At 57.2% G+C, this 25,263-nt stretch carries 20 protein-coding genes, 2 tRNA genes and 3 rRNA genes; 19 read left to right on the top strand and 6 right to left on the bottom strand.

Annotated features, from left to right (window positions below):
* Positions 1-16 precede the first annotated feature (16 nt).
* Positions 17-904, bottom strand: a complete 888-nt coding sequence (gene gluQRS, locus AB4N92_RS07775; protein WP_010206571.1) for a tRNA glutamyl-Q(34) synthetase GluQRS — start codon at positions 902-904, stop codon at positions 17-19.
* Between the two features lie 83 nt (positions 905-987).
* Positions 988-1,431, bottom strand: a complete 444-nt coding sequence (gene dksA / locus AB4N92_RS07770) for an RNA polymerase-binding protein DksA (RefSeq protein WP_010206570.1) — start codon at positions 1,429-1,431, stop codon at positions 988-990.
* Between the two features lie 319 nt (positions 1,432-1,750).
* Here dksA and AB4N92_RS07765 point away from each other — a divergent pair, with 319 nt between their 5' ends.
* On the top strand, positions 1,751-2,923 hold the full coding sequence (locus AB4N92_RS07765; protein ID WP_010206569.1) for a pyridoxal phosphate-dependent aminotransferase: 1,173 nt from the start codon (positions 1,751-1,753) through the stop codon (positions 2,921-2,923).
* On the top strand, positions 2,923-3,633 hold the full coding sequence (sfsA, locus tag AB4N92_RS07760; protein WP_069673168.1) for a DNA/RNA nuclease SfsA: 711 nt from the start codon (positions 2,923-2,925) through the stop codon (positions 3,631-3,633). Before AB4N92_RS07765 ends, sfsA begins: the two co-directional genes overlap by 1 nt.
* On the opposite strand, the gene AB4N92_RS07755 is transcribed toward sfsA, so the two are convergent.
* A complete protein-coding gene (locus AB4N92_RS07755; protein ID WP_010206567.1) occupies positions 3,630-3,947 on the bottom strand; it encodes a Rieske (2Fe-2S) protein in 318 nt (105 codons plus the stop codon). The two genes, sfsA and AB4N92_RS07755, sit on opposite strands and share 4 nt — an antisense overlap.
* Positions 3,948-4,103: 156 nt before the next feature.
* Here AB4N92_RS07755 and AB4N92_RS07750 point away from each other — a divergent pair, with 156 nt between their 5' ends.
* From AB4N92_RS07750 to AB4N92_RS07740, 3 genes are read left to right on the top strand one after another with little or no spacing between them, the layout of a single operon-like run.
* On the top strand, positions 4,104-4,982 hold the full coding sequence (locus AB4N92_RS07750; protein ID WP_021492882.1) for a heme/hemin ABC transporter substrate-binding protein: 879 nt from the start codon (positions 4,104-4,106) through the stop codon (positions 4,980-4,982).
* On the top strand, positions 4,979-6,016 hold the full coding sequence (locus AB4N92_RS07745) for a FecCD family ABC transporter permease (protein ID WP_010206565.1): 1,038 nt from the start codon (positions 4,979-4,981) through the stop codon (positions 6,014-6,016). The genes AB4N92_RS07750 and AB4N92_RS07745 overlap by 4 nt, the downstream gene beginning before the upstream one ends.
* On the top strand, positions 6,016-6,783 hold the full coding sequence (locus AB4N92_RS07740) for a heme ABC transporter ATP-binding protein (RefSeq protein WP_236267416.1): 768 nt from the start codon (positions 6,016-6,018) through the stop codon (positions 6,781-6,783). Before AB4N92_RS07745 ends, AB4N92_RS07740 begins: the two co-directional genes overlap by 1 nt.
* Before the next feature lie 251 nt (positions 6,784-7,034).
* On the opposite strand, the gene AB4N92_RS07735 is transcribed toward AB4N92_RS07740, so the two are convergent.
* The 3 genes from AB4N92_RS07735 to AB4N92_RS07725 all read right to left on the bottom strand — a co-directional run bounded on the left by AB4N92_RS07735 (position 7,035) and on the right by AB4N92_RS07725 (position 9,494).
* Positions 7,035-7,307, bottom strand: a complete 273-nt coding sequence (locus AB4N92_RS07735; RefSeq protein WP_010206563.1) for a TfoX/Sxy family protein — start codon at positions 7,305-7,307, stop codon at positions 7,035-7,037.
* A 192-nt stretch (positions 7,308-7,499) separates the two neighbouring features.
* Entirely contained in the window at positions 7,500-7,844 is a 345-nt protein-coding gene (locus AB4N92_RS07730; protein WP_010206561.1) for a pentapeptide repeat-containing protein, read from the bottom strand.
* 93 nt (positions 7,845-7,937) lie between these two features.
* Complete coding sequence (locus AB4N92_RS07725; RefSeq protein ID WP_198831845.1) at positions 7,938-9,494, bottom strand: bifunctional aminoglycoside phosphotransferase/ATP-binding protein; 1,557 nt, start codon at positions 9,492-9,494, stop codon at positions 7,938-7,940.
* Between the two features lie 118 nt (positions 9,495-9,612).
* On the opposite strand from AB4N92_RS07725, the gene mrcB reads away from it, so the two are divergent.
* From mrcB to rrf, 14 genes are all read left to right on the top strand, one after another.
* On the top strand, positions 9,613-11,937 hold the full coding sequence (gene mrcB, locus AB4N92_RS07720) for a penicillin-binding protein 1B (RefSeq protein WP_010206558.1): 2,325 nt from the start codon (positions 9,613-9,615) through the stop codon (positions 11,935-11,937).
* 16 nt (positions 11,938-11,953) lie between these two features.
* On the top strand, positions 11,954-12,688 hold the full coding sequence (locus AB4N92_RS07715; RefSeq protein ID WP_042570832.1) for a tetratricopeptide repeat protein: 735 nt from the start codon (positions 11,954-11,956) through the stop codon (positions 12,686-12,688).
* A complete protein-coding gene (locus AB4N92_RS07710) occupies positions 12,688-13,017 on the top strand; it encodes a YqcC family protein (RefSeq protein ID WP_021492878.1) in 330 nt (109 codons plus the stop codon). The genes AB4N92_RS07715 and AB4N92_RS07710 overlap by 1 nt, the downstream gene beginning before the upstream one ends.
* A 431-nt stretch (positions 13,018-13,448) precedes the next feature.
* Positions 13,449-15,173: an acetolactate synthase 3 large subunit gene (locus AB4N92_RS07705; RefSeq protein ID WP_010206555.1), complete on the top strand. Its 1,725-nt coding sequence runs from the start codon at positions 13,449-13,451 to the stop codon at positions 15,171-15,173.
* A 2-nt stretch (positions 15,174-15,175) separates the two neighbouring features.
* The gene (gene ilvN, locus AB4N92_RS07700) at positions 15,176-15,667 is read left to right on the top strand and encodes an acetolactate synthase small subunit (protein WP_003176102.1); all 492 of its coding nucleotides are present in this window, start codon (positions 15,176-15,178) and stop codon (positions 15,665-15,667) included.
* Between the two features lie 47 nt (positions 15,668-15,714).
* Positions 15,715-16,731 carry a ketol-acid reductoisomerase gene (ilvC, locus tag AB4N92_RS07695; protein WP_003194132.1) on the top strand — a complete coding sequence of 339 codons (1,017 nt, stop codon included), beginning with the start codon at positions 15,715-15,717 and terminating at the stop codon, positions 16,729-16,731.
* Between the two features lie 144 nt (positions 16,732-16,875).
* The gene (gene pssA, locus AB4N92_RS07690) at positions 16,876-17,733 is read left to right on the top strand and encodes a CDP-diacylglycerol--serine O-phosphatidyltransferase (protein WP_042570830.1); all 858 of its coding nucleotides are present in this window, start codon (positions 16,876-16,878) and stop codon (positions 17,731-17,733) included.
* A 63-nt stretch (positions 17,734-17,796) separates the two neighbouring features.
* The gene (msrP, locus tag AB4N92_RS07685) at positions 17,797-18,810 is read left to right on the top strand and encodes a protein-methionine-sulfoxide reductase catalytic subunit MsrP (protein ID WP_010206553.1); all 1,014 of its coding nucleotides are present in this window, start codon (positions 17,797-17,799) and stop codon (positions 18,808-18,810) included.
* On the top strand, positions 18,810-19,430 hold the full coding sequence (gene msrQ, locus AB4N92_RS07680) for a protein-methionine-sulfoxide reductase heme-binding subunit MsrQ (RefSeq protein WP_021492876.1): 621 nt from the start codon (positions 18,810-18,812) through the stop codon (positions 19,428-19,430). The genes msrP and msrQ overlap by 1 nt, the downstream gene beginning before the upstream one ends.
* Before the next feature lie 488 nt (positions 19,431-19,918).
* Positions 19,919-21,455: ribosomal RNA gene (locus AB4N92_RS07675) — 16S ribosomal RNA — on the top strand.
* A gap of 82 nt (positions 21,456-21,537) precedes the next feature.
* A tRNA-Ile gene (locus AB4N92_RS07670) sits at positions 21,538-21,614 on the top strand.
* Between the two features lie 30 nt (positions 21,615-21,644).
* Positions 21,645-21,720, top strand: a tRNA-Ala gene (locus AB4N92_RS07665).
* 249 nt (positions 21,721-21,969) lie between these two features.
* Positions 21,970-24,861: ribosomal RNA gene (locus AB4N92_RS07660) — 23S ribosomal RNA — on the top strand.
* A 156-nt stretch (positions 24,862-25,017) separates the two neighbouring features.
* Positions 25,018-25,133, top strand: a 5S ribosomal RNA gene (rrf, locus tag AB4N92_RS07655).
* The 16S, 23S and 5S rRNA genes sit together here with 2 tRNA genes alongside, the layout of an rRNA operon.
* Positions 25,134-25,263 lie beyond the last annotated feature (130 nt).

Genomic DNA, 25,263 nt, shown 5'->3' with positions numbered 1-25,263 from the left:
CAAGCTGCAAGCGCCTTCAGCTCAATTGCGCTTCGGCCAGCGTGAGTGTGCGCGGGATCCGGCTGGCATCCCAGTGCGCAATGCCCCAATCCAGCAGCTCCCGTGGGCTGGCGTGCAACAGCTCAGCGCCGGGTTGCTGGCCGAGGGCGCGCAGTGCTCTCAATAGCAAAGGCGTCGCCTGGTCGGGTGTCAGTGGCGGGGAGCGGTAGGATTTGCCCAACTTGTTGCCGTCCGGCTGAATAATCAGCGGCACATGCAGGTAGCGTGGTTGGCGCAGGCCCAGTAGTTCTTGCAGGTAAAGCTGGCGTGGCGTGGAGTCGAGCAGGTCGGCACCGCGCACGATGTCGGTCACACCTTGCCAGGCATCGTCGAGCACCACAGCCAATTGATAGGCATAAAGGCCGTCGCGGCGACGGATGACGAAGTCGCCTACATCGCGGCCCAGGTGCTGTCGGAATTCGCCTTGGACGCGGTCGGTAAAGTGGTACTCAAGTTCGGGAACGCGCAGACGGATGGCGGCGTCTTGCTGGGCGTGACCTACATTACGGCACAGGCCGGGGTAGATGCCGTTGTAAGGCTCCAGTTGTTTGCGTGAGCAGGTGCAGGCGTAGGCCAGGCCGTGGTTGAACAGGCCGTTCAGCACGTTGGCGTAGGCATCGTGCCGCTCGCTTTGTCGGACCAGTTCGCCGTCCCATTCAAAGCCATAGCTTTCCAGTGCGTGCAGGATTGCCGCCTGGGCACCGGGCTCTTCGCGGGGCGGGTCAAGGTCTTCCATGCGCATCAGCCAGCGGCCTTGGTTGGCGCGGGCGTCGAGGTAGGAGGCGAGGGCGGCGACCAGAGAACCGAAATGCAAATGGCCGCTGGGCGTGGGGGCGAAGCGCCCGATATAGGTAGAGGCTGTCATGGGCCGGATACTACTGGAAATTCGGTAAACGCCAGCAACAAAAATGGGGCGTTCGCACGCCCCATTCGTTCAGTTCGGCTGGGTTACTTGCCGACCTGTTTTTCCTTGATTTCGGCCAAGGTCTTGCAGTCTACACAGAGGTCCGCGGTTGGGCGGGCTTCCAGGCGACGAATACCGATCTCGACACCGCAGGATTCGCACCAGCCGTATTCTTCGTCCTTGATCAGCTGCAGGGTCTTGTCGATCTTCTTGATCAACTTGCGCTCGCGATCACGGGCGCGTAGTTCAAGGGCGAACTCTTCTTCCTGGCTGGCACGATCGGCCGGATCAGGGAAGTTGGCTGCTTCGTCCTTCATATGGTCAACCGTGCGGTCGACCTCCTGCATCAAGTCCTGTTTCCACTTGTTCAGGATTTTGGTGAAGTGGTCGCGCATGGGCTCGCCCATGTACTCCTCACCTTTCTTTTCTACGTAAGGTTCGAAGCCGTTGAGGCCTTGAGTCTGCTGTTGCTTTGCTTGGGTGGACATGAATAGACCGCCTCTCACTCTTCTAATCCATTGCGCAGGATTGCAACGTCACCGACACCTGCCGGCCCTGCGGCTGCAAGCGGGCGAACTTACCAGATAGATTCGGGGTGCGCCACTCCCGGTTGTCGAGGCCCACGGCAATGGGGTTGCAAACTACGACAGCCCGCCGTTGCTGGGTATGTATTGCCTCAGCTTTAGATTTTAGTCGTTTTGCAGGCACTTGCCCGAACGCCACATGCCGCCGGGCAGGCAATAGAACATGTTTTACGGCGCGGGTTCGGTAGAATCCAGATTTTGTCCTCACCGTTAAGGAAGGCTAATGGCTCAGCCCTACAGTGCGCGCAGTCGCGCCATCGAACCTTTTCATGTCATGGCATTGCTGGCGCGGGCCAATGAGCTGCAAGCCGCTGGTCATGACGTGATCCACCTGGAAATCGGCGAGCCGGATTTCACCACCGCCGAGCCGATCATCAAGGCCGGCCAGGCGGCTTTGGCCAACGGCAAGACGCGTTATACCGCCGCCCGCGGCTTGCCGGAACTGCGCGAGGCCATCAGCGGTTTCTACCAGCAGCGCTACGGGCTGAACGTGGACCCCGCGCGTATCCTGATCACCCCCGGCGGTTCCGGCGCTTTGCTGCTGGCCAGCAGCCTGCTGGTGGATCCGGGCAAGCACTGGTTGCTCGCAGACCCCGGTTACCCGTGCAATCGTCATTTCCTGCGGTTGGTGGAGGGCGCGGCCCAACTGGTGCCAGTCGGCCCCGAAGTGCGCTACCAGTTGACCGCCGACCTGGTGGCCAAGCACTGGAATCAAGACAGTGTCGGCGCGCTCGTGGCGTCCCCGGCCAACCCGACCGGGACGATCCTCACGCGTGACGAATTGGCCGGGCTTTCCGCCGCCATCAAGGCGCGCAACGGCCACTTGGTCGTGGACGAGATTTACCATGGCCTCACCTACGGCACGGACGCGGCCAGCGTGCTGGAAGTCGACGACGAAGCATTTGTCCTGAATAGTTTTTCCAAGTATTTCGGCATGACCGGCTGGCGCCTGGGTTGGCTGGTGGCGCCCCCGGCCGCAGTGGGGGAATTGGAGAAACTGGCGCAAAACCTTTACATCAGTGCGCCAAGCATGGCCCAGCACGCGGCGTTAGCGTGTTTCACCCCGCAAACCCTGAGCATTCTTGAAGAACGTCGCGCTGAATTCGGCCGTCGTCGTGACTTCCTGCTGCCTGCCTTGCGCGAGTTGGGGTTTGGCATCGCCGTCGAGCCGGAAGGGGCGTTCTATTTGTATGCCGATATCAGCGCGTTTGGCGGTGATGCCTTCGCATTCTGTCGTCACTTCCTCGAAACCGAGCATGTGGCCTTTACCCCTGGCCTGGATTTTGGCCGCTTTAAAGCCGGTCATCATGTGCGCTTTGCCTACACGCAAAACCTCGACCGCCTGCAGGAGGCGGTGGAGCGAATCGCCCGTGGCTTACGGAGCTGGCAAGGCTGATGCGCTTTCATCCTCCTCTTGAAGAAGCCCGGCTGATTCGTCGCTACAAGCGCTTTCTCACCGATATCGAAACCGTCACCGGCGAGTTGCTGACCATCCATTGCCCCAACACCGGCTCGATGCTTAATTGCATGGTCGAAGGTGGGCAGGTCTGGTTCAGTCGCTCCAATGACCCCAAGCGCAAGCTCCCCGGCACGTGGGAAATTGCCGAAACGCCCCAGGGCCGACTTGCGTGCGTCAATACGGCACGCGCGAATCAGTTGGTCGAGGAGGCGTTGCGTGCGGGTGTAATCACCGAGCTCAATGGCTTTACCGCTTTGAAGCGCGAAGTGCCTTACGGTCAGGAGAAAAGCCGCATCGACTTTCGCCTGGACTATCCCGACGGTGCGGCCTACGTCGAAGTCAAAAGTGTAACCCTGGGTTTTGACGGTACTTCGATCGCCGCCTTCCCCGATGCAGTGACTCAGCGAGGCGCCAAGCATCTACGCGAGCTGGCCCATCTGGCGCGTGACGGTGTGCGTGCGGTGCAGTTGTATTGCGTCAATCTCTCGGGGATTGATGCCGTGCGCCCGGCGGTGGAGATTGATGCGGCCTATGCTGCGGCGCTGCGCGAAGCCAAAGCGGCAGGCGTGGAAGTGCTGGCCTATGGTGTGCGGGTGACCTGCGAAGAGATCTACGTGGACCGGCGATTGGACGTACTGCTCGACTAGAGTTCCACCCACAACCCCTGGGCGTCTTCGCGGCCGGGCAGGGCAGTAAGGCTTTGCCCGGCACACGGGCCGGCGATGCACTCGCCGCTCTCGATCAGGAACAGTGCGCCGTGGGTGGCACACTGGATCAGGCTGGCGCTGTCGTCGAGAAACCGGTTGGGCTGCCATTCCAGTGGGACGCCGCGATGGGGGCAACGGTTGATATAGAAGTAGGCAACACCGTCCCGGCGCACGGCCAACAATTTGCAACCATCGATTTCAAAGCCCAGGCTGCTGTCTGGCGCGAGGGTATCGGAGGAGCAGAGAAACTTCATTTCAATCCTTAAGTGCCTTGACGTTCAAATGCAAACAATTATCAAATGCCGGCTTCGCCCGTTAGCTGACCGGGCGCTCAATACGATGCGGGGCAGGGCATATCTGTCACATTGATGAGCGTTTGAGCGGCCCCGCCCTAGGAAGGAAACCCTGTTATGCGCCTGAGTGCCAGCGCTATTGCGCTTGTTGTCGGACTGCTGCTCAACCCTGGGGCTCAAGCCTCTGAACTGCCACAACGCTGGGTAAGTGCCGGCGGGGCGTTGTCTGAGTGGGTGACGGCCTTGGGCGGCGAGTCGAAGTTGGTGGGGGTGGATACCACCAGCCAGCATCCAGACGCCCTCAAGGCGTTACCGAGTATTGGCTACCAGCGGCAGCTGTCGGCTGAAGGCATCTTGAGCTTGCGCCCGCAAGTGCTGGTAGGCACCGAAGAAATGGGCCCGCCGCCGGTGCTGGCGCAGATTCGCAGTGCGGGTGTGCAGGTGGAGATGTTCTCGGCGCAGCCTGACTTGCCGACGTTGAAGGGCAACCTTCAGCACTTGGGCAAGTTGCTGGGCACTGATGCCAAGGCCAACGAATTGTTTACCGGATATGAGCAGGCACTGGATCAGCAGAAACGCTGGGTTGCCAACGCTCAGTCCACCCAAAAGGCCCCCGGCGTATTGCTGTTGCTGGGGCATGCGGGCGGTAAACCACTGATTGCGGGCAAAGACACGGCGGCTGACTGGATGTTGCAGCAGGCGGGCGGGCGCAATTTGGCGACGCATACTGGCTACAAGCCGTTTTCGGTGGAGTCGTTGGCGGGGTTGAGCCCGGATGTGTTGGTGTTTGCTGATCGTGCTTTGAACGGGGATGCGGCGCGTGCTGCGCTGTTCAAAGAGAATCCGATCCTGGCTTCCACGCCGGCGGCCAAGAACGGGCGAGTGTTTGAGGTCGATCCCACGCTGCTGGTTGGCGGGCTTGGGCCGCGTATGCCACAAAGCCTGGCGGATCTGTCTGCCGGGTTTTATCCGTCCCAGACTAAGCCTGCCCCATGACCACGCTGGTCAAGCCGAAGACGCTGTTTGTTGGGCTGGCGCTGTTGTGTGTCTTGGCGATCTGGCTGTCGCTGGCGCTGGGCCCCGTCAGCTTGCCACTGCTGGACACACTTAAGGCCGCGTTGCGTTTGATGGGGCTGCCGATCGAGGCCCAGGGGTTGGAGCAGGCTGAGCTGATCCTGGGGCAGATCCGTTTGCCGCGCACGTTGCTGGGCTTAGCCGTCGGCGGTGTACTCGCCTTGTCGGGTGTGGCAATGCAGGGGTTGTTCCGCAATCCGCTGGCTGATCCAGGTTTGGTCGGGGTCTCCAGCGGCGCTGCGCTGGGGGCGGCGGTGGCGATTGTTGGTGGTTCGTTTTTCGGCGGTTTGCCGGATGCGTTCGGGCCCTATCTGCTGTCGTTCTGTGCATTCCTGGGTGGGCTGGGTGTAACTGCACTGGTCTATCGACTGGGGCGGCGTAACGGCCAGACCAACGTCGCGACCATGCTGCTCGCCGGCATTGCCCTCACAGCCCTCGCCAGTTCGGCGGTGGGTCTGTTTACCTACCTGGCCGACGACGCCACCCTACGCACCCTGACATTTTGGAACCTGGGCAGCCTCAATGGCGCCAGCTATTCGCGGTTATGGCCGTTGTTACTGGTGAGCGCGGGGGTGGCAATGTGGTTGCCGCGCCGAGCCAAGGCGTTGAATGCCTTGCTGCTGGGTGAGTCGGAGGCCAATCATCTCGGCATCGATGTGGAAGGGCTTAAGCGCGAGTTGGTTTTCTGCACGGCGCTGGGTGTAGGGGCTGCGGTGGCTGCCGCGGGCATGATCGGTTTTGTGGGGCTGGTGGTGCCGCATCTGGTGCGTTTGCTGGCGGGGCCGGACCATCGTGTGCTGTTACCAGCGTCGGTCCTCGCGGGTGCGAGCCTGTTGTTGTTTGCCGATCTGGTCGCGCGGCTTGCCTTGGCGCCGGCTGAGCTGCCGATCGGAATCGTCACTGCGTTCATCGGTGCGCCGTTTTTTCTTTACCTGTTATTGCGGGGGCGTGCCTGATGCTGCGTATTGAAGACCTGCAGATCCGTCGCGGTCGCAAAACTGTATTGGCAGATGTCACCCTCGACCTGTTGCCGGGTGAAGTGCTCGGGGTGCTGGGCCCCAACGGTGCGGGCAAGAGTACGTTGCTCGGTGGGTTGTGCGGTGAACTGCTCCCCGACCAAGGCAAGGTGTGGTTGGATCAACGCCCGTTGAACGAGTGGAGTGGTGCGCAGCGGGCACAACGCCTGGCGGTATTGCCGCAAAGCTCGACGCTGGACTTTGCTTTCCGTGTCGAAGAGGTTGTCGGCATGGGCCGCTTGCCGCATCAGACCGGGCGAGTGCGCGATGACGAGATCATCGAGGCCGCCTTGCAGGCGGCAGATGTCGGCCACTTGAGCGGCCGCAGCTACCTGGCACTGTCCGGTGGCGAGCGTCAGCGGGTGCATCTGGCGCGGGTGCTGGCGCAGTTATGGCCGGGCGAGGCAGGGCAGACGTTGCTGTTGGATGAGCCGACGTCGATGCTGGACCCTTTGCATCAACACACCACCTTGCAGGCCATTCGCACCTTTGCCGACCGTGGGGCGGCGGTGCTAGTGATCCTTCACGACCTGAACCTGGCGGCGCGTTACTGCGATCGGATTCTGCTGCTGGAGGCGGGGCGGCCACACGCGTTGGATACGCCGGCGCAAGTGATGCAACCTGAACCGTTAAAGGCTGTATTTGGTCTGGATGTGCTCGTGCAGCCCCATCCGGAGCGTGGGCATCCACTGATCATTGCGCGTTGATTGTCCGTAGGCCGCTTTTTATAGATAAAAAAAGACCCGGCAAGAGCCGGGTCAAATAACCGTGATTAGCCTGATGAGGAGATAATCTGAGAGTCCGAACCAAGGGCCTTTCAGTTATCGGCTGATCTCGCGACCAGTTGTGATAATCATAACGATTCTCATTTGAGAGTCAACATTTGTTTTTGCATGTGCGCTGCGTTTTCTCAAACGCCTGTTTGCAATGCCTGTAAATGTTGGGGATTGTCGGCGCGCTAATTCTTCTGGCGTGCCGATAGCGCGTCCAATTGACGGTTCAAGGCTTCCTTGCGCTCGGCAGGAATGTCATTCCAGTGCACATCCATCAATGCCCCTTCGATGGCATACAACAGGACTTTCGAGGCGCGAAACCCCCGCGTCCGGACGGCCCGGTATGCATCGACCGCACCCAGGCGGCGCAAGTCCGACGCACTGTGGATGCCCACCGCATGCAGCCACTGCGCTGACGTCTTGCCGAGGTTTTTCAGGTGTTGCAGCTCATCGTTCATCAAGCCTCCTTGCGACGGCCGAATGGTGCGGTGGGTATCGAAACCAGGCAAGCCTGAACAGGAGTGTAGCGCTCAGTAGGAAAAGCGTAGTTCTTTAGTCGGAAACGGCCTAAAGCTTATTGGCGTGGCGAGACCAGTCAGGTGGGAAGTCCCCGGTACGCCTGCGCGAAACCGGGGGTGGAGCAGAGGGTTTCAGCGGGTGCGGTAGCGCAGGCGAGTACCGAAATTAACCGACATGAGGATCTCATCGGCGGTCAGTTCGGGTGGGAAGTAGGTGCCGGAAATTTGTGCGTGGGCCAGGCTGGCGCCTTCCATTGGGCAGTCGCGCAGGTCCAGGCCGCGCAGGTCGGCGGAGCGGAAATAGGCGTCGGTAAAATCCACGCCGGTGGTATTCAGCTCACGCAAGTCCAATCCACGGAAGTCGCCACCGCGCATGTCGATGACGCCGTCTTTTGGGCGCTCCTGGTTGAAGCCTCGGATATCGTCTTTGTGCAGGAGCGAGTAAAGCGGAGTATCAAGAAGCTTGGGCTGACTCATGAAGGCGACTCCTGTTGGATTTATGACGCCATTATAGTGCCACTATTGCTTGGCCGTGCCCCCTAAGCAGGCGACACGACCAAGAAATTTTTCTTACAGGCCGGGCAGGCGCTGACGAATATGCGCCACCAACGCGTCGAGGGTGCCACTTTCGTTCGTTTCGACGCGTTTGCTGAGGAGCAATTCCTCGGCAGTCAGCGGGTCGCGATTGGCTTGCTGTTCTTCGATAATCGTCAGTGTCGCGTCGGAAGGATCGTTTTTGTCCGCCTGACGTTGCGCCAACCAGCTGGCGATAACGGCTTGCGGCGCATTGCAATCCAGGATCAGGAAGGGCGCGCCTGTGGCCTCAGCTACTTTAGCAGCAGCATCGCGTTGCTCGCGTTTCAGGAAAGTAGCGTCCAGCACCACTGGGTAACCGGCGCGCAGCACGGTGTCGGCAATTTCATTCAACCGTGCGTAGGTCGCTGCGCTGGCGTCGGCGGCATAGATGCCGGCTTGTGGCGTGTTCTCCACGTGTTGCTCGCCGAACAGGCGCTTGCGCTCCACGTCCGAGCGCAGGCGTACAGCGCCAAGGGCTTCAACCAAACGCATGGACACGTGGCTTTTACCGACGGCCGACACACCGTGGGTAATGGCCAGGAAACGCGAAGGAATGGTGCTATAGCTTTCCGCCAGGTTGGCGTAGTTGCGGTATTGGCGCAGGGTCGTGGCGCGTTGCACCGGGCTGGCTTCGCTTGGCATGCTGAACAGCGCGATTTTGGCGCGGACCAAGGCGCGATAGGCTTTATAGAAGTTCAGCACCTCCAGGCCCTGATAGTCGCCGGTCAGTTCCAGGTACTGGCTGATAAAGCGGCGCGCCAGGGACTTGAGGCCCCGGTCTTCAAGGTCCATGGCCAGGAAGCCGGTATCGGCATACACATCGGTGAAACGGAATGGCTCATTGAACTCGATGCAGTCGAAGATCACCACATGGCCATTGATCAACGTGGCGTTGCCTAAGTGAATATCGCCGTGGCATTCGCGGGTGAAACCGTCTGTTTTGCGCTGGGAGAACAGCGGCTTGAGGCGCTCGAAGCTGCTCTCGGCCCAGGCTTGCAGAGCGTCCAACTGAGCCAGGTCAGACTTGTCGCTCAGGAACGGACGGATCTGGTCGAAATTCTGGCGAACCGGCGCCATCACTTCATCCGGGGTACCTGCCGGGTGTTCTTGCGGGACTTTTGGCGCCGTGAGATGGAAGTGCGCGATTTGCTTGGCCATCTCATCGATGTGCGCACTGGTCAGTTCGCCGTTGGCTTGCAAGGTGCTGAGCAACTGGCTCTGCGGGAACTGGCGCATTTTCAGCGCGTATTCGATGACCGGGCCGTCACCGCCCAATTGCGGGGCTTCGGCACTGCCGGTAATCGGCAACACTTCAAGATACAAATCTTCGGTCAGGCGCTGGTTGAGGCGCAGTTCTTCGTTGCAGAAGTGCCCGCGCTTTTCCAGATCGGTGAAATCCAGAAACCCGAAGTTCATCGGCTTCTTCAGCTTATAGGCATACGGGCCGGTCAGGACGACCCAGGAAATATGGGTTTCGATGACTTGAAACGCTTCAACCGGGTGAGGGTATAAAGCCGGGTTTTGCAGGGCAGCGATCAGGGACTGGCTCACGGGCGATCCTTCAGAGTCTGGGGAAAAACATGGCGGGCATTATGGCCGCTACGAGCGGTCGTGCAAACCGCTGTCCGGCTCATGTTGATCATCGATAAAGTGCGTATAATCCGCCGCCATGACTCGAACTCGATCCCCCCGTTCCCGTAAAAAACCTCCTTCCCGCGGCCTGCGTCCTTGGCTGGGCTGGGCGCTCAAGCTCGGCCTGGTAGGCCTGGTGGTACTCGCTGGCTTTGCGGTGTACCTCGACGCTGTGGTGCAGGAGAAATTCTCCGGCAAGCGCTGGACCATCCCGGCCAAGGTGTACGCTCGCCCGCTGGAGTTGTTCACCGGCCAGAAGCTGAGCAAGGATGATTTTCTCACTGAACTCGACGCCTTGGGCTACCGCCGCGAACCCGTGAGTAACGGTCCCGGTGCCGCCGCCGTCAGTGGTAACACCGTCGACCTGAACACCCGTGGCTTCCAGTTCTACGAAGGCCTGGAAAAAGCACAGCCTGTGCGCGTGCGTTTCTCCGGCGATTACGTCGCCGAACTGTCGTCGCTCAACGGCTCCAAGTTGCCTGTGGTTCGCCTGGAACCGCTGATGATTGGGGGCATTTACCCAAAAAACCTGGAAGATCGCATCCTGATCAAACTTGATCAGGTGCCACCGTATCTGCTGGAAACGCTGGTCGCCGTTGAAGACCGCGATTTCTACCATCACTGGGGTGTTTCGCCGAAGTCGATTGCCCGCGCGGTCTGGGTGAATACCTCCGGCGGCAAGATGACCCAGGGGGGCAGTACGCTGACGCAACAATTGGTCAAGAACTTCTACCTGACCAACGAGCGCAGCCTGACCCGCAAGCTCACCGAAGCAATGATGGCGATGCTGCTGGAGCTGCACTACAGCAAGCAGGAAATCCTTGAGGCGTACCTCAACGAGGTATTTGTCGGTCAGGATGGCCAGCGAGCGGTACATGGTTTCGGCTTGGCCAGCCAGTTCTTCTTTGGTCAGCCGCTGTCCGAACTGAAGCTGCACCAGGTCGCACTGTTGGTGGGCATGGTCAAGGGACCTTCCTACTACAATCCGCGCCGCAATCCTGAGCGTGCGCTGGAGCGCCGTAACCTGGTGCTCGATGTGCTTGAGCAGCAAGGCGTCGCCACGGCTGAACAAGTCGCTGCAGCCAAGAAAATGCCACTTGGTGTAACAACCCGCGGCAAGCTGGCAGACAGCTCCTTCCCGGGCTTTATCGACCTGGTCAAACGCCAGTTGCGTGAAGACTACCGCGACGAAGACTTGACTGAAGAAGGCCTGCGGATTTTTACCAGTTTTGACCCGATCCTGCAGATGAAGGCCGAAGCGTCGGTCAACGACACCTTTAAACGTCTGACAGGCCGTAAAGGCTCGGACGAAGTCGAAGCGGCCATGGTGGTGACCAACCCGGAAACCGGTGAAGTGCAGGCGATGATCGGCAGTCGCCAAGCCAGCTTTGCCGGCTTCAACCGCGCGCTGGATGCGGTGCGGCCGATCGGTTCACTGGTCAAGCCAGCGGTTTACCTGACCGCCCTGGAAAAACCGAGCAAGTACACGCTGACCAGTTGGTTGTCGGATGACCCGCTGTCGGTCAAAGGTGGCGATGGGCAGGTGTGGACGCCGCAGAACTTCGATCGGCGTTCTCACGGCACAGTGTTCCTGTATCAGGGTATTGCCCACTCCTACAACATTTCCACGTCGCGACTCGGCCTTGAAGTCGGTGTACCGAATGTCCTCAAGACCATTGCGCGGCTGGGCGTCACTCGTGAGTTCCCGGCGTTCCCATCGATTCTGCTGGGCGCTGGCGCGATGACCCCCATGGAAGTCGCGACCATGTACCAGACTCTCGCCAACGGTGGCTTCAATACGCCGATGCGCGGGATTCGCAGCGTGTTGACCGCCGAGGGCGAGCCGCTCAAGCGCTACCCGTTCCAGATTCAGCAGCGTTTCGACGCAGGCTCCATCTACCTGATCCAGAACGCCATGCAGCGCGTTATGCGTGAAGGTACCGGGCGCTCGGTCTACAGCGTGCTGCCGGCGAACCTGACATTGGCAGGCAAGACCGGTACCAGTAACGATTCGCGTGACAGCTGGTTCGCTGGTTTCGGTCAGGATGTGCTGGCAGTGGTGTGGCTGGGGCGCGACGATAACGGCAAGACGCCATTCACCGGTGCTACCGGTGCGCTGCAGGTCTGGACCAGCTTCATGCGCAAAGCCGACCCGCTGCCGTTAAACATGCCGCAGCCGGACAACATCGTGCAGGCCTGGATTGATCCGCACACGGGCCAGGGCTCCGATGCCAACTGTCCGGGCGCGGTGCAGATGCCGTATATTCGCGGCAGCGAACCGCCACCCGGCGCCGCATGCGGTGGCAGTGCCCCCGCTGACGCGGAATCGGTGATGGATTGGGTCAAGGGCTGGATGAATTAAGCAAAGAGGGTTTCAAGTGAACAAGTGGTTGTTTCCAGCTATTACAGCTCTGGCTTTGCTCAGCGGTTGCTCCAGCGTGCAGCGCGGTTCCATTCCCGTGGTGGACTCGAGTACAGCCGTCTCCAATAACGACCGGATCTCGGCCAATGGCGGTTTCCGCCAGACCGTAACCAATCGTCCTGCCCAGGCCAAGCCACAAGCCATGCCTCAGGATTCGGGCGTGGTGGTAATGGTGCCAGGCAGTGGGGCTGCGACATCAGCTCCGATCAGCGCCGAGCCGTGGACTCCTGGGCCAAGCAACTCCGGCCCGATCGATACCGCGCCGATCCAGACCGCTCCGATCAACCAGGGCACCTACAACATGCCATCGACGCCGAGTGGCATTCCATCGTCGTCCAGCAGCGGCGGCCTTTCGGCTGACGAGCAACTGGATGGCCCGGTGCTGGCTTTGTTGACCACTGCCCAGCAACAGCAGGCGGGCGGTGATTTGAACGGCGCCTCGTCGAGTCTCGAACGTGCCCAGCGCGTTGCGCCGCGTGAGCCGCAAGTGCTGTATCGCCTGGCTCAAGTACGCATGGCTCAAGGTGACGCTCCCCAAGCCGAACAATTCGCCCGTCGCGGCTTGTCTCTCGCCAACGGCCGTCCCGACCTGCAAGCCAGCCTGTGGGCGTTGATTGGTGACGCTCGTGCTGCACAAGGTGATGCCGCCGGCGCCGCCCAGGCGCGTCAAAAAGCCAAGGTCAGCCTCTGATGGATGCACGGTTTCCTGCGATTGCTGAACAATTATTGCTGATTGAGCGCGAATTGCGCGTGCAGGGCTGGTGGGACGACGTGTCCCCCAGCGTCGAGGCGCTCAGCAGTGTCGAGCCGTTTTCGGTGGATACCCTGGATTTTCACCAGTGGCTGCAATGGATATTCCTGGTCCGCATGAAGCAGATCCTCGAACAGGACCTGCCGTTGCCCAATGCGTCAGGCATCCTGGAGATGGCCGAGATGGTCTATGCCGACCGCCCGCAAGAGAGCCTTGGCTTGCGTAACGCGCTGAAAAAGTTCGACCAATTGATCGTCGACGCTCGTTAATTGCCTGACTGCCGGTTTTTCCGGCAGTCTTGCGCATATTTCTACCGCTTGACGACATTCAGGCGAGTTTTATCCCTCCTCAAAGCCCTTTCTCCTACGTTCTCATGCGCTTAGTTGGAAAAAAGCGCAATTATTGCTTGACTTGAAGGGCCTGAAACAGAAGAATCCAAAGTCCGCTGTATCGGGACTGCCAGAAGCAGGCCCGCTCAGCAGATCATGAGGCGCACATCCGCGCCGACCTGTTACACCCGCAACGCGTTACCTCGCGCTGGGTGGGAAAAGCCCGCAACACTTGGGACGATCCCAATACTTGCTCAGTCAGTGCTGACGTAGTCGGCGACCACCGTCGCTCATGCTCTGTTGAGAAGTAAACCTATTAAGACCCGTCGGTTTTCAACGGACGGTATTCTGGCGTTTTAGAGGTGAACAACGTGGAGCTTTTATCTGGTGGTGAGATGCTCGTCCGCTTTTTGCGTGACGAAGGCGTCGACTATATCTACGGGTACCCAGGTGGTGCTCTGCTGCATGTCTACGACGCACTGTTCAAGGAACCGGCTGTTACCCACATCCTGGTTCGCCACGAACAGGCTGCGACCCATATGGCTGACGGTTATGCCCGTGCCACCGGTAAAGCCGGCGTGGTACTGGTGACGTCCGGCCCAGGCGCAACGAATGCCATTACCGGCATCGCGACTGCGTATATGGACTCCATCCCGATGGTGATCATTTCCGGCCAGGTGCCCAGCACCATGGTGGGTACCGATGCATTCCAGGAAACCGACATGATCGGTATTTCCCGGCCGATCGTGAAACACAGCTTCATGATCAAGCATCCGTCGGAAATCCCGGAAGTCATGAAAAAGGCGTTCTACCTCGCACAGTCCGGTCGCCCGGGTCCTGTCGTGGTCGACGTGCCGAAAGACATGACCAACCCGGCGGAAAAATTTGAATACATCTTCCCGAAGAAAGCCAAGCTGCGTTCCTACAGCCCGGCCGTTCGTGGGCACTCGGGGCAAATCCGCAAGGCGGCAGAAATGCTCCTGGCGGCCAAGCGTCCTGTGCTGTACTCGGGCGGTGGCGTCATTCTGGGCGGCGGTTCTGCGCCTTTGACCGAACTGGCCAAGCTGCTCAATCTGCCGGTGACCAACACCTTGATGGGCCTCGGTGCCTTCCCGGGTACAGACCGTCAGTTCGTGGGCATGCTCGGCATGCACGGCAGCTACACCGCCAACCTGGCGATGCACCACGCCGACGTGATCCTGGCAGTGGGCGCGCGTTTCGACGACCGGGTAATCAACGGCGCGAGCAAGTTCTGCCCGAATGCCAAGATCATTCACATCGACATCGACCCGGCGTCCATCTCCAAGACCATCAAGGCCGATGTGCCGATCGTAGGTCCTGTGGAAAGCGTGTTGACCGAAATGGTTGCTGCGCTCAAGGACATTGGCGAGACCCCAAACAAGGAATCCGTTGCCAGTTGGTGGAAGCAGATCGACGAATGGCGCGGTGACCGCGGCCTGTTCCCTTATGACAAGGGCGACGGCAGCATCATCAAGCCACAAACCGTGATCGAGACCCTGTGCGAAGTGACCAAGGGCGACGCCTTTGTGACCTCAGACGTGGGCCAGCACCAGATGTTCGCTGCGCAGTACTACAAGTTTGATAAGCCTAACCGCTGGATCAACTCCGGTGGCCTGGGCACGATGGGCTTTGGTTTCCCTGCAGCCATGGGTGTGAAACTGAGCTTCCCGGACACCGACGTCGCGTGCGTCACCGGTGAGGGCAGCATCCAGATGAACATCCAGGAACTGTCGACGTGCCTGCAGTACGGTCTTCCGGTGAAGATCGTCTGCTTGAACAACGGCGTGCTGGGCATGGTTCGTCAATGGCAGGACATGAGCTACAACAGCCGTCACTCCCATTCCTACATGGAATCGCTGCCGGATTTCGTGAAATTGGTTGAAGCCTATGGCCATGTCGGCATTCGCATCACTGATTTGAAAGATCTGAAGCCGAAGATGGAAGAGGCGTTCGCCATGAAGGACCGCCTGGTGTTCATCGATATTCAGGTGGATACCAGCGAGCACGTCTACCCGATGCAGATCAAAGACGGCTCTATGCGCGACATGTGGCTGAACAAGACGGAGCGTACCTAATCATGCGGCACATTATCTCCCTGCTTCTGGAGAACGAGCCCGGCGCTCTGTCTCGTGTTGTCGGCTTGTTTTCGCAACGCAACTACAACATCGAAAGCCTGACGGTGGCCCCGACCGAAGACCCGACCCTGTCGCGCCTGACGTTGACTACGGTTGGCCACGATGAGGTGATCGAACAGATCACCAAGAACCTCAACAAGCTGATCGAAGTGGTCAAGCTGGTCGACCTGTCGGAAAGTGCCCACATTGAGCGCGAGCTGATGCTGGTTAAAGTCAAGGCTACGGGTGCCCAACGTGCCGAGATCAAGCGCACGACCGACATCTATCGCGGGCAGATCGTCGATGTGAGCGCCAGCGTTTATACCGTTCAACTGACCGGTACGAGCGACAAGCTGGACAGCTTCATCCAGTCGATCGGGACGGCCTCGATTCTGGAAACGGTACGCAGTGGTGTCACCGGGATTGCCCGTGGCGACAAAGTACTCAGCATCTAACCCAAATTAGCGAATGGCCTCACGGCCTGGATATATAGAGGAACCTCATGAAAGTTTATTACGATAAAGATTGTGACCTGTCGATCATCCAGGGCAAGAAAGTCGCCATCATCGGCTACGGCTCCCAGGGGCACGCCCAAGCGTGCAACCTGAAAGATTCCGGCGTTGACGTAACTGTTGGCCTGCGTAAAGGGTCGGCCACTGTTGCCAAGGCTGAAGCTCACGGCCTGAAAGTGACTGACGTCGCTTCCGCCGTTGCTGCTGCCGACCTGGTCATGATCCTGACCCCGGACGAGTTCCAGTCTTCGCTGTACAAGAATGAAATCGAGCCAAACATCAAAAAAGGCGCCACCCTGGCCTTCTCCCACGGCTTCGCGATTCACTACAACCAGGTTGTGCCGCGCGCCGACCTCGACGTGATCATGATCGCGCCGAAAGCACCGGGCCACACCGTGCGTTCCGAGTTCGTCAAAGGTGGCGGTATCCCTGACCTGATCGCGATCTACCAGGACGCATCGGGCAACGCCAAGAACGTAGCATTGTCCTACGCCGCAGGCGTTGGTGGCGGTCGTACCGGCATCATCGAAACCACCTTCAAGGACGAGACTGAAACCGACCTGTTCGGCGAACAAGCCGTTCTGTGCGGCGGTACCGTTGAGTTGGTAAAAGCCGGTTTCGAAACCCTGGTTGAAGCTGGCTACGCGCCGGAAATGGCCTACTTCGAATGCCTGCACGAACTGAAGCTGATCGTTGACCTCATGTACGAAGGCGGTATCGCCAACATGAACTACTCGATCTCCAACAACGCCGAGTACGGCGAGTACGTGACTGGCCCGGAAGTCATCAACGCCGAGTCCCGTCAGGCCATGCGCAACGCCCTGAAACGTATTCAGGACGGCGAATACGCCAAAATGTTCATCAGCGAAGGCGCTACCGGCTACCCTTCGATGACCGCCAAGCGTCGTAACAACGCCGCTCACGGTATCGAAGTCATCGGCGAGCAACTGCGCTCCATGATGCCGTGGATCGGTGCCAACAAGATCGTCGACAAAGCCAAGAACTAAGTCGTACGCATCAAGGGAAAACGCGGCTTAGGCCGCGTTTTTTCGTTTGGGGGGCGTGTTCTGGTATAAAGCTGCATCGTTTGCTGGCGAACACTCGCCGCAAGTATCTGTCGAATTTTTTCACACAGTTGCAAGGTAAAGTCCATGAGCGAACGTCCCGAAGAGCCAAGCCCGGCTCCTGACGCCGAAAGCCTGCTGCCGATCGATGAACATGTCGAAGAAGGGCATGACGCGGAAGGCCGCAAGGTCCGGCATCGTGGCATCTATCTTTTGCCCAACCTTTTCACCACGGCGAACCTGTTTGCCGGGTTCTACTCCATCATCAACTCCATGAGCGCCCAAAGCGCGTTGGCAGCAGGTGATGCGGCGAATGCCAGCAAGTATTTCGGTTTTGCTGCTATCGCCATCTTTGTCGCCATGGTGCTCGATGGCCTGGATGGTCGCGTCGCGCGCATGACCAATACGCAAAGTGCCTTTGGTGCCGAGTACGACTCATTGTCGGACATGGTTGCGTTCGGTGTGGCGCCTGCATTACTGGCCTTCGCCTGGGCGTTGGGTGACATGGGCAAGGTCGGTTGGATGGTTGCCTTCATCTATGTCGCAGGTGCAGCTTTGCGTCTGGCGCGCTTCAATACCCAGGTGGGGACCGCCGACAAGCGCTACTTCATCGGTCTGGCCAGCCCTGCGGCGGCAGGTGTGGTGGCAGGTATTGTCTGGGCATTCAGCGATTACGGCATTCAGGGGTCGAAGATGTCGTTCCTGGTGGCCTTGATGGTGGCAGCGGCCGGCATGCTGATGGTCAGCAACATCAAGTACAACAGCTTCAAGGAGCTGGACCTGAAGGGGCGTGTACCTTTTGTGGCTATCCTGGCAGTGGTTCTGGTGTTCGCCGTAGTGTTCAGCGATCCGCCTCGCATTCTGTTGCTGGCGTTCTTGGTTTACGCTGCTTCGGGGCCGGTTCAATACTTGTTGCATCTGCGCCGCGACAAAACATTGCCTTAATGTAATTTCCCCCATACTCCGCAGTCTATTGGTGCATCAGTTCTCCAATGCTGCGGAGTTGCCATGTTAATCAAATTGCCTAAAGCGTCCGATTGCCACGAATCGGATGTCACCCCTGAATCCTTCTATCTCTCTCGCCGTAGCTTGCTCGGTGGTGCGCTTGCCGGTATTGCAGCCAGCAGCTTGCCGCGTTGGGCGAGTGCTGACGAAGCCTCGCGTTATGCCGATGTCGAAGCGGGCAGGGCGCCGGGCTGGTTTACCGAGAAGCTGTCAGGCACCAAATGGCAGGCGGTCACGGTGAAGGACGAAGCGATCACGCCGTTCAAGGATGCGACCCACTACAACAACTTCTATGAGTTCGGTACAGGCAAGGGCGACCCGGCGACGAATGCGGGCTCCCTCAAAACCGAGCCTTGGAGCGTTGTGATTGATGGCGAGGTCGCCAAGCCAGGCCGTTATGCCCTGGAAGACTTCATGAAGCCTTATCAATTGGAAGAGCGGATCTACCGTCTGCGCTGTGTCGAGGCGTGGTCGATGGTTATTCCGTGGATCGGTTTTCCGATCTCGGCGTTGCTCAAACAGGTTGAGCCGACTTCCAAGGCCAAATACATCCGTTTTGAAACGCTTCAGGATCCAAAGAGCATGCCGGGGCAGCGTTCAAGTTTTGGCTTGATCGATTGGCCTTATGTAGAGGGGCTGCGTCTGGATGAAGCGATGAACCCTTTGGCGATCCTGGCGGTGGGGATGTACGGGCGCGAATTGCCTAACCAGAATGGTGCGCCGCTGCGGTTGGTCGTGCCGTGGAAGTATGGCTTCAAGAGTGTGAAGTCCATTGTCCGTATCAGCCTTGTAAGCGAGCAGCCGAAAACCACCTGGCAGAGCATTGCAGCGGACGAGTATGGTTTTTACGCGAATGTGAACCCTACGGTCGACCACCCGCGTTGGACTCAGGCGCGGGAGCGTCGTCTACCGAGTGGGCTGTTCAGTCCCAATGTGCGTGAGACGCAGATGTTCAATGGCTATTCGGATGAGGTGGCGTCTCTTTATACCGATCTCGATCTGCGGAAGAACTACTGATGCGCTTCCCGATCTGGCGCATTGGCGTCTTTATAGCGGCGGCGGTATGGCCGTTGTTCTGGCTATATGAAGCTTGGAGTTCTGTCCTGGGGCCGGATCCGGGCAAGGTGTTGGTTGATCGACTGGGTCTTGGCACGCTGATTCTATTGTTGATCACCCTGACAATGACGCCGTTGCAGAAGCTCAGTGGCTGGGCGGGGTGGATAGCGGTACGCCGTCAACTCGGGTTGTGGTGCTTTGCTTATGTTGTGCTGCATCTGGCTGCTTATTGTGTGTTTGTGCTGGGGCTGGATTGGTCGCAGTTGGGTGTTGAGTTGCGCAAGCGGCCTTACATTATTGTCGGGGCGTTGGGTTTCCTGTCGCTGTTGGTGCTGGCGGTGACGTCGAATCGTTACAGTCAGCGCCGGTTGGGCAGCCGTTGGAAGAAACTGCACCGGCTGGTGTATGGGGTTCTGGGGCTTGGGTTGCTGCATATGCTGTGGATCGTGCGGGCGGATCTGAAGGAGTGGGCTATCTATGCTTTTATAGGTGCGTTTCTCTTGGTGCTGCGGATACCGCCGGTCATGCGGCGAATCCCTCGTCTTATTGCGAAAAAACCAGTTTCTGCAACAAAAGCGTAATTAAGGGTTGACGACGGATCCCAGACGTCTATAATTCGCCCCACTTCCGGCGCAGTCGAAACGGAAAACTCCTTGGTAAACAATGAGTTATGTAAGTTTCGGCAGCAGGTTGCTTCAGTTTATCGAAGCCAAAAGGGAGTTGAAAAAGAGGTGTTGACAGCAGCGTGTAACGCTGTAGAATTCGCCTCCCGCTAACGAGAGATCGAAGGCGCAAGTGGTTGAAGTTGTTGAAGAATTCTTCGAAAACTTCTGAAAATAATCACTTGACAGCAAATGAGGCTGCTGTAGAATGCGCGCCTCGGTTGAGACGAAAGATCTTAACCAACCGCTCTTTAACAACTGAATCAAGCAATTCGTGTGGGTGCTTGTGGAGTCAGACTGATAGTCAACAAGATTATCAGCATCACAAGTTACTCCGCGAGAAATCAAAGATGTAACCAACGATTGCTGAGCCAAGTTTAGGGTTTCTTAAAAACCCAAAGATGTTTGAACTGAAGAGTTTGATCATGGCTCAGATTGAACGCTGGCGGCAGGCCTAACACATGCAAGTCGAGCGGTAGAGAGAAGCTTGCTTCTCTTGAGAGCGGCGGACGGGTGAGTAATGCCTAGGAATCTGCCTGGTAGTGGGGGATAACGTTCGGAAACGAACGCTAATACCGCATACGTCCTACGGGAGAAAGCAGGGGACCTTCGGGCCTTGCGCTATCAGATGAGCCTAGGTCGGATTAGCTAGTTGGTGAGGTAATGGCTCACCAAGGCGACGATCCGTAACTGGTCTGAGAGGATGATCAGTCACACTGGAACTGAGACACGGTCCAGACTCCTACGGGAGGCAGCAGTGGGGAATATTGGACAATGGGCGAAAGCCTGATCCAGCCATGCCGCGTGTGTGAAGAAGGTCTTCGGATTGTAAAGCACTTTAAGTTGGGAGGAAGGGCAGTTACCTAATACGTGATTGTTTTGACGTTACCGACAGAATAAGCACCGGCTAACTCTGTGCCAGCAGCCGCGGTAATACAGAGGGTGCAAGCGTTAATCGGAATTACTGGGCGTAAAGCGCGCGTAGGTGGTTTGTTAAGTTGGATGTGAAATCCCCGGGCTCAACCTGGGAACTGCATTCAAAACTGACTGACTAGAGTATGGTAGAGGGTGGTGGAATTTCCTGTGTAGCGGTGAAATGCGTAGATATAGGAAGGAACACCAGTGGCGAAGGCGACCACCTGGACTAATACTGACACTGAGGTGCGAAAGCGTGGGGAGCAAACAGGATTAGATACCCTGGTAGTCCACGCCGTAAACGATGTCAACTAGCCGTTGGAAGCCTTGAGCTTTTAGTGGCGCAGCTAACGCATTAAGTTGACCGCCTGGGGAGTACGGCCGCAAGGTTAAAACTCAAATGAATTGACGGGGGCCCGCACAAGCGGTGGAGCATGTGGTTTAATTCGAAGCAACGCGAAGAACCTTACCAGGCCTTGACATCCAATGAACTTTCCAGAGATGGATTGGTGCCTTCGGGAACATTGAGACAGGTGCTGCATGGCTGTCGTCAGCTCGTGTCGTGAGATGTTGGGTTAAGTCCCGTAACGAGCGCAACCCTTGTCCTTAGTTACCAGCACGTAATGGTGGGCACTCTAAGGAGACTGCCGGTGACAAACCGGAGGAAGGTGGGGATGACGTCAAGTCATCATGGCCCTTACGGCCTGGGCTACACACGTGCTACAATGGTCGGTACAGAGGGTTGCCAAGCCGCGAGGTGGAGCTAATCCCATAAAACCGATCGTAGTCCGGATCGCAGTCTGCAACTCGACTGCGTGAAGTCGGAATCGCTAGTAATCGCGAATCAGAATGTCGCGGTGAATACGTTCCCGGGCCTTGTACACACCGCCCGTCACACCATGGGAGTGGGTTGCACCAGAAGTAGCTAGTCTAACCTTCGGGAGGACGGTTACCACGGTGTGATTCATGACTGGGGTGAAGTCGTAACAAGGTAGCCGTAGGGGAACCTGCGGCTGGATCACCTCCTTAATCGACGACATCAGCTGCTCCATAAGTTCCCACACGAATTGCTTGATTCATTGAAGAAGACGATAAGAAGCAGCCCGAAATTGGGTCTGTAGCTCAGTTGGTTAGAGCGCACCCCTGATAAGGGTGAGGTCGGCAGTTCGAATCTGCCCAGACCCACCAATTTTGTGTGGGAAACGCCTGTAGAAATACGGGGCCATAGCTCAGCTGGGAGAGCGCCTGCCTTGCACGCAGGAGGTCAACGGTTCGATCCCGTTTGGCTCCACCACTACTGCTTCTGACAGTTTTGAAAGCTTAGAAATGAGCATTCCATCAGGTTGATGATGAATGTTGATTTCTAGTCTTTGATTAGATCGTTCTTTAAAAATTTGGGTATGTGATAGAAAGATAGACTGAACGTTACTTTCACTGGTAACGGATCAGGCTAAGGTAAAATTTGTGAGTTCTCTTAGTTGAGAAATTCGAATTTTCGGCGAATGTTGTCTTCACAGTATAACCAGATTGCTTGGGGTTATATGGTCAAGTGAAGAAGCGCATACGGTGGATGCCTTGGCAGTCAGAGGCGATGAAAGACGTGGTAGCCTGCGAAAAGCTTCGGGGAGTCGGCAAACAGACTTTGATCCGGAGATGTCTGAATGGGGGAACCCAGCCATCATAAGATGGTTATCTTGTACTGAATACATAGGTGCAAGAGGCGAACCAGGGGAACTGAAACATCTAAGTACCCTGAGGAAAAGAAATCAACCGAGATTCCCTTAGTAGTGGCGAGCGAACGGGGACTAGCCCTTAAGTGGCTTTGAGATTAGCGGAACGCTCTGGAAAGTGCGGCCATAGTGGGTGATAGCCCTGTACGCGAAAATCTCTTAGTCATGAAATCGAGTAGGACGGAGCACGAGAAACTTTGTCTGAATATGGGGGGACCATCCTCCAAGGCTAAATACTACTGACTGACCGATAGTGAACTAGTACCGTGAGGGAAAGGCGAAAAGAACCCCGGAGAGGGGAGTGAAATAGATCCTGAAACCGTATGCGTACAAGCAGTGGGAGCCTACTTTGTTAGGTGACTGCGTACCTTTTGTATAATGGGTCAGCGACTTATTTTCAGTGGCGAGCTTAACCGAATAGGGGAGGCGTAGCGAAAGCGAGTCTTAATAGGGCGTCTAGTCGCTGGGAATAGACCCGAAACCGGGCGATCTATCCATGGGCAGGTTGAAGGTTGGGTAACACTAACTGGAGGACCGAACCGACTACCGTTGAAAAGTTAGCGGATGACCTGTGGATCGGAGTGAAAGGCTAATCAAGCTCGGAGATAGCTGGTTCTCCTCGAAAGCTATTTAGGTAGCGCCTCATGTATCACTGTAGGGGGTAGAGCACTGTTTCGGCTAGGGGGTCATCCCGACTTACCAAACCGATGCAAACTCCGAATACCTACAAGTGCCGAGCATGGGAGACACACGGCGGGTGCTAACGTCCGTCGTGAAAAGGGAAACAACCCAGACCGTCAGCTAAGGTCCCAAAGTTATGGTTAAGTGGGAAACGATGTGGGAAGGCTTAGACAGCTAGGAGGTTGGCTTAGAAGCAGCCACCCTTTAAAGAAAGCGTAATAGCTCACTAGTCGAGTCGGCCTGCGCGGAAGATGTAACGGGGCTCAAACCATACACCGAAGCTACGGGTATCACGTAAGTGATGCGGTAGAGGAGCGTTCTGTAAGCCTGTGAAGGTGAGTTGAGAAGCTTGCTGGAGGTATCAGAAGTGCGAATGCTGACATGAGTAACGACAATGGGTGTGAAAAACACCCACGCCGAAAGACCAAGGTTTCCTGCGCAACGTTAATCGACGCAGGGTTAGTCGGTCCCTAAGGCGAGGCTGAAAAGCGTAGTCGATGGAAAACAGGTTAATATTCCTGTACTTCTGGTTATTGCGATGGAGGGACGGAGAAGGCTAGGCCAGCTTGGCGTTGGTTGTCCAAGTTTAAGGTGGTAGGCTGAGATCTTAGGTAAATCCGGGATCTTAAGGCCGAGAGCTGATGACGAGCTAACTTTTAGTTAGCGAAGTGGTTGATGCCATGCTTCCAAGAAAAGCTTCTAAGCTTCAGGTAACCAGGAACCGTACCCCAAACCGACACAGGTGGTTGGGTAGAGAATACCAAGGCGCTTGAGAGAACTCGGGTGAAGGAACTAGGCAAAATGGCACCGTAACTTCGGGAGAAGGTGCGCCGGTGAGGGTGAAGGACTTGCTCCGTAAGCTCATGCCGGTCGAAGATACCAGGCCGCTGCGACTGTTTATTAAAAACACAGCACTCTGCAAACACGAAAGTGGACGTATAGGGTGTGACGCCTGCCCGGTGCCGGAAGGTTAATTGATGGGGTTAGCTAACGCGAAGCTCTTGATCGAAGCCCCGGTAAACGGCGGCCGTAACTATAACGGTCCTAAGGTAGCGAAATTCCTTGTCGGGTAAGTTCCGACCTGCACGAATGGCGTAACGATGGCGGCGCTGTCTCCACCCGAGACTCAGTGAAATTGAAATCGCTGTGAAGATGCAGTGTATCCGCGGCTAGACGGAAAGACCCCGTGAACCTTTACTATAGCTTTGCACTGGACTTTGAATTTGCTTGTGTAGGATAGGTGGGAGGCTTTGAAGCGTGGACGCCAGTTCGCGTGGAGCCATCCTTGAAATACCACCCTGGCAACTTTGAGGTTCTAACTCAGGTCCGTTATCCGGATCGAGGACAGTGTATGGTGGGTAGTTTGACTGGGGCGGTCTCCTCCTAAAGAGTAACGGAGGAGTACGAAGGTGCGCTCAGACCGGTCGGAAATCGGTCGTAGAGTATAAAGGCAAAAGCGCGCTTGACTGCGAGACAGACACGTCGAGCAGGTACGAAAGTAGGTCTTAGTGATCCGGTGGTTCTGTATGGAAGGGCCATCGCTCAACGGATAAAAGGTACTCCGGGGATAACAGGCTGATACCGCCCAAGAGTTCATATCGACGGCGGTGTTTGGCACCTCGATGTCGGCTCATCACATCCTGGGGCTGAAGCCGGTCCCAAGGGTATGGCTGTTCGCCATTTAAAGTGGTACGCGAGCTGGGTTTAGAACGTCGTGAGACAGTTCGGTCCCTATCTGCCGTGGACGTTTGAGATTTGAGAGGGGCTGCTCCTAGTACGAGAGGACCGGAGTGGACGAACCTCTGGTGTTCCGGTTGTCACGCCAGTGGCATTGCCGGGTAGCTATGTTCGGAATAGATAACCGCTGAAAGCATCTAAGCGGGAAACTAGCCTCAAGATGAGATCTCACTGGAACCTTGAGTTCCCTGAAGGGCCGTCGAAGACTACGACGTTGATAGGTTGGGTGTGTAAGCGCTGTGAGGCGTTGAGCTAACCAATACTAATTGCCCGTGAGGCTTGACCATATAACACCCAAGCAATTTGACTACTCTAACGAGCATCAGATTGCGGTGTGTGAAGATGATACGAACCGAAAGTTCGATATCTCACAAAACACCGATCTGTCACATACCCAATTTGCTGAAGCGAGGCCACCAGGTCACGACTCAGTACCCGAATTTCTTGACGACCATAGAGCATTGGAACCACCTGATCCCATCCCGAACTCAGCAGTGAAACGATGCATCGCCGATGGTAGTGTGGGGTTTCCCCATGTGAGAGTAGGTCATCGTCAAGATTAAATTCCGAAACCCCATCTGCGAAAGCAGATGGGGTTTTGTTTTGGGCGGTCGAAAAGACAGCTCACATCGCAATTCCGCCAACAACTGCCCACAGTGCTAAAGTCGCACCCTCGATTTTCGCTTTTC

It is taken from the genome of Pseudomonas sp. S3_A09 (genome assembly GCF_054668065.1).
Note: the sequence above shows the minus strand (reverse complement) of the source record. Positions and strands in the feature narration are given on the sequence as shown.

Coding starts and splice junctions, on each gene's coding strand:
- AB4N92_RS07730 (WP_010206561.1), bottom strand. CDS start 7,844: ATGAGTCAGCCCAAGCTTCTTGATACTCCGCTTTACTCGCTCCTGCAC.
- gluQRS (WP_010206571.1), bottom strand. CDS start 904: ATGACAGCCTCTACCTATATCGGGCGCTTCGCCCCCACGCCCAGCGGC.
- sfsA (WP_069673168.1), top strand. CDS start 2,923: ATGCGCTTTCATCCTCCTCTTGAAGAAGCCCGGCTGATTCGTCGCTAC.
- mrcB (WP_010206558.1), top strand. CDS start 9,613: ATGACTCGAACTCGATCCCCCCGTTCCCGTAAAAAACCTCCTTCCCGC.
- AB4N92_RS07765 (WP_010206569.1), top strand. CDS start 1,751: ATGGCTCAGCCCTACAGTGCGCGCAGTCGCGCCATCGAACCTTTTCAT.
- AB4N92_RS07735 (WP_010206563.1), bottom strand. CDS start 7,307: ATGAACGATGAGCTGCAACACCTGAAAAACCTCGGCAAGACGTCAGCG.
- pssA (WP_042570830.1), top strand. CDS start 16,876: ATGAGCGAACGTCCCGAAGAGCCAAGCCCGGCTCCTGACGCCGAAAGC.
- AB4N92_RS07710 (WP_021492878.1), top strand. CDS start 12,688: ATGGATGCACGGTTTCCTGCGATTGCTGAACAATTATTGCTGATTGAG.
- msrP (WP_010206553.1), top strand. CDS start 17,797: ATGTTAATCAAATTGCCTAAAGCGTCCGATTGCCACGAATCGGATGTC.
- AB4N92_RS07750 (WP_021492882.1), top strand. CDS start 4,104: ATGCGCCTGAGTGCCAGCGCTATTGCGCTTGTTGTCGGACTGCTGCTC.
- AB4N92_RS07745 (WP_010206565.1), top strand. CDS start 4,979: ATGACCACGCTGGTCAAGCCGAAGACGCTGTTTGTTGGGCTGGCGCTG.
- ilvN (WP_003176102.1), top strand. CDS start 15,176: ATGCGGCACATTATCTCCCTGCTTCTGGAGAACGAGCCCGGCGCTCTG.
- AB4N92_RS07740 (WP_236267416.1), top strand. CDS start 6,016: ATGCTGCGTATTGAAGACCTGCAGATCCGTCGCGGTCGCAAAACTGTA.
- AB4N92_RS07755 (WP_010206567.1), bottom strand. CDS start 3,947: ATGAAGTTTCTCTGCTCCTCCGATACCCTCGCGCCAGACAGCAGCCTG.
- ilvC (WP_003194132.1), top strand. CDS start 15,715: ATGAAAGTTTATTACGATAAAGATTGTGACCTGTCGATCATCCAGGGC.
- msrQ (WP_021492876.1), top strand. CDS start 18,810: ATGCGCTTCCCGATCTGGCGCATTGGCGTCTTTATAGCGGCGGCGGTA.
- dksA (WP_010206570.1), bottom strand. CDS start 1,431: ATGTCCACCCAAGCAAAGCAACAGCAGACTCAAGGCCTCAACGGCTTC.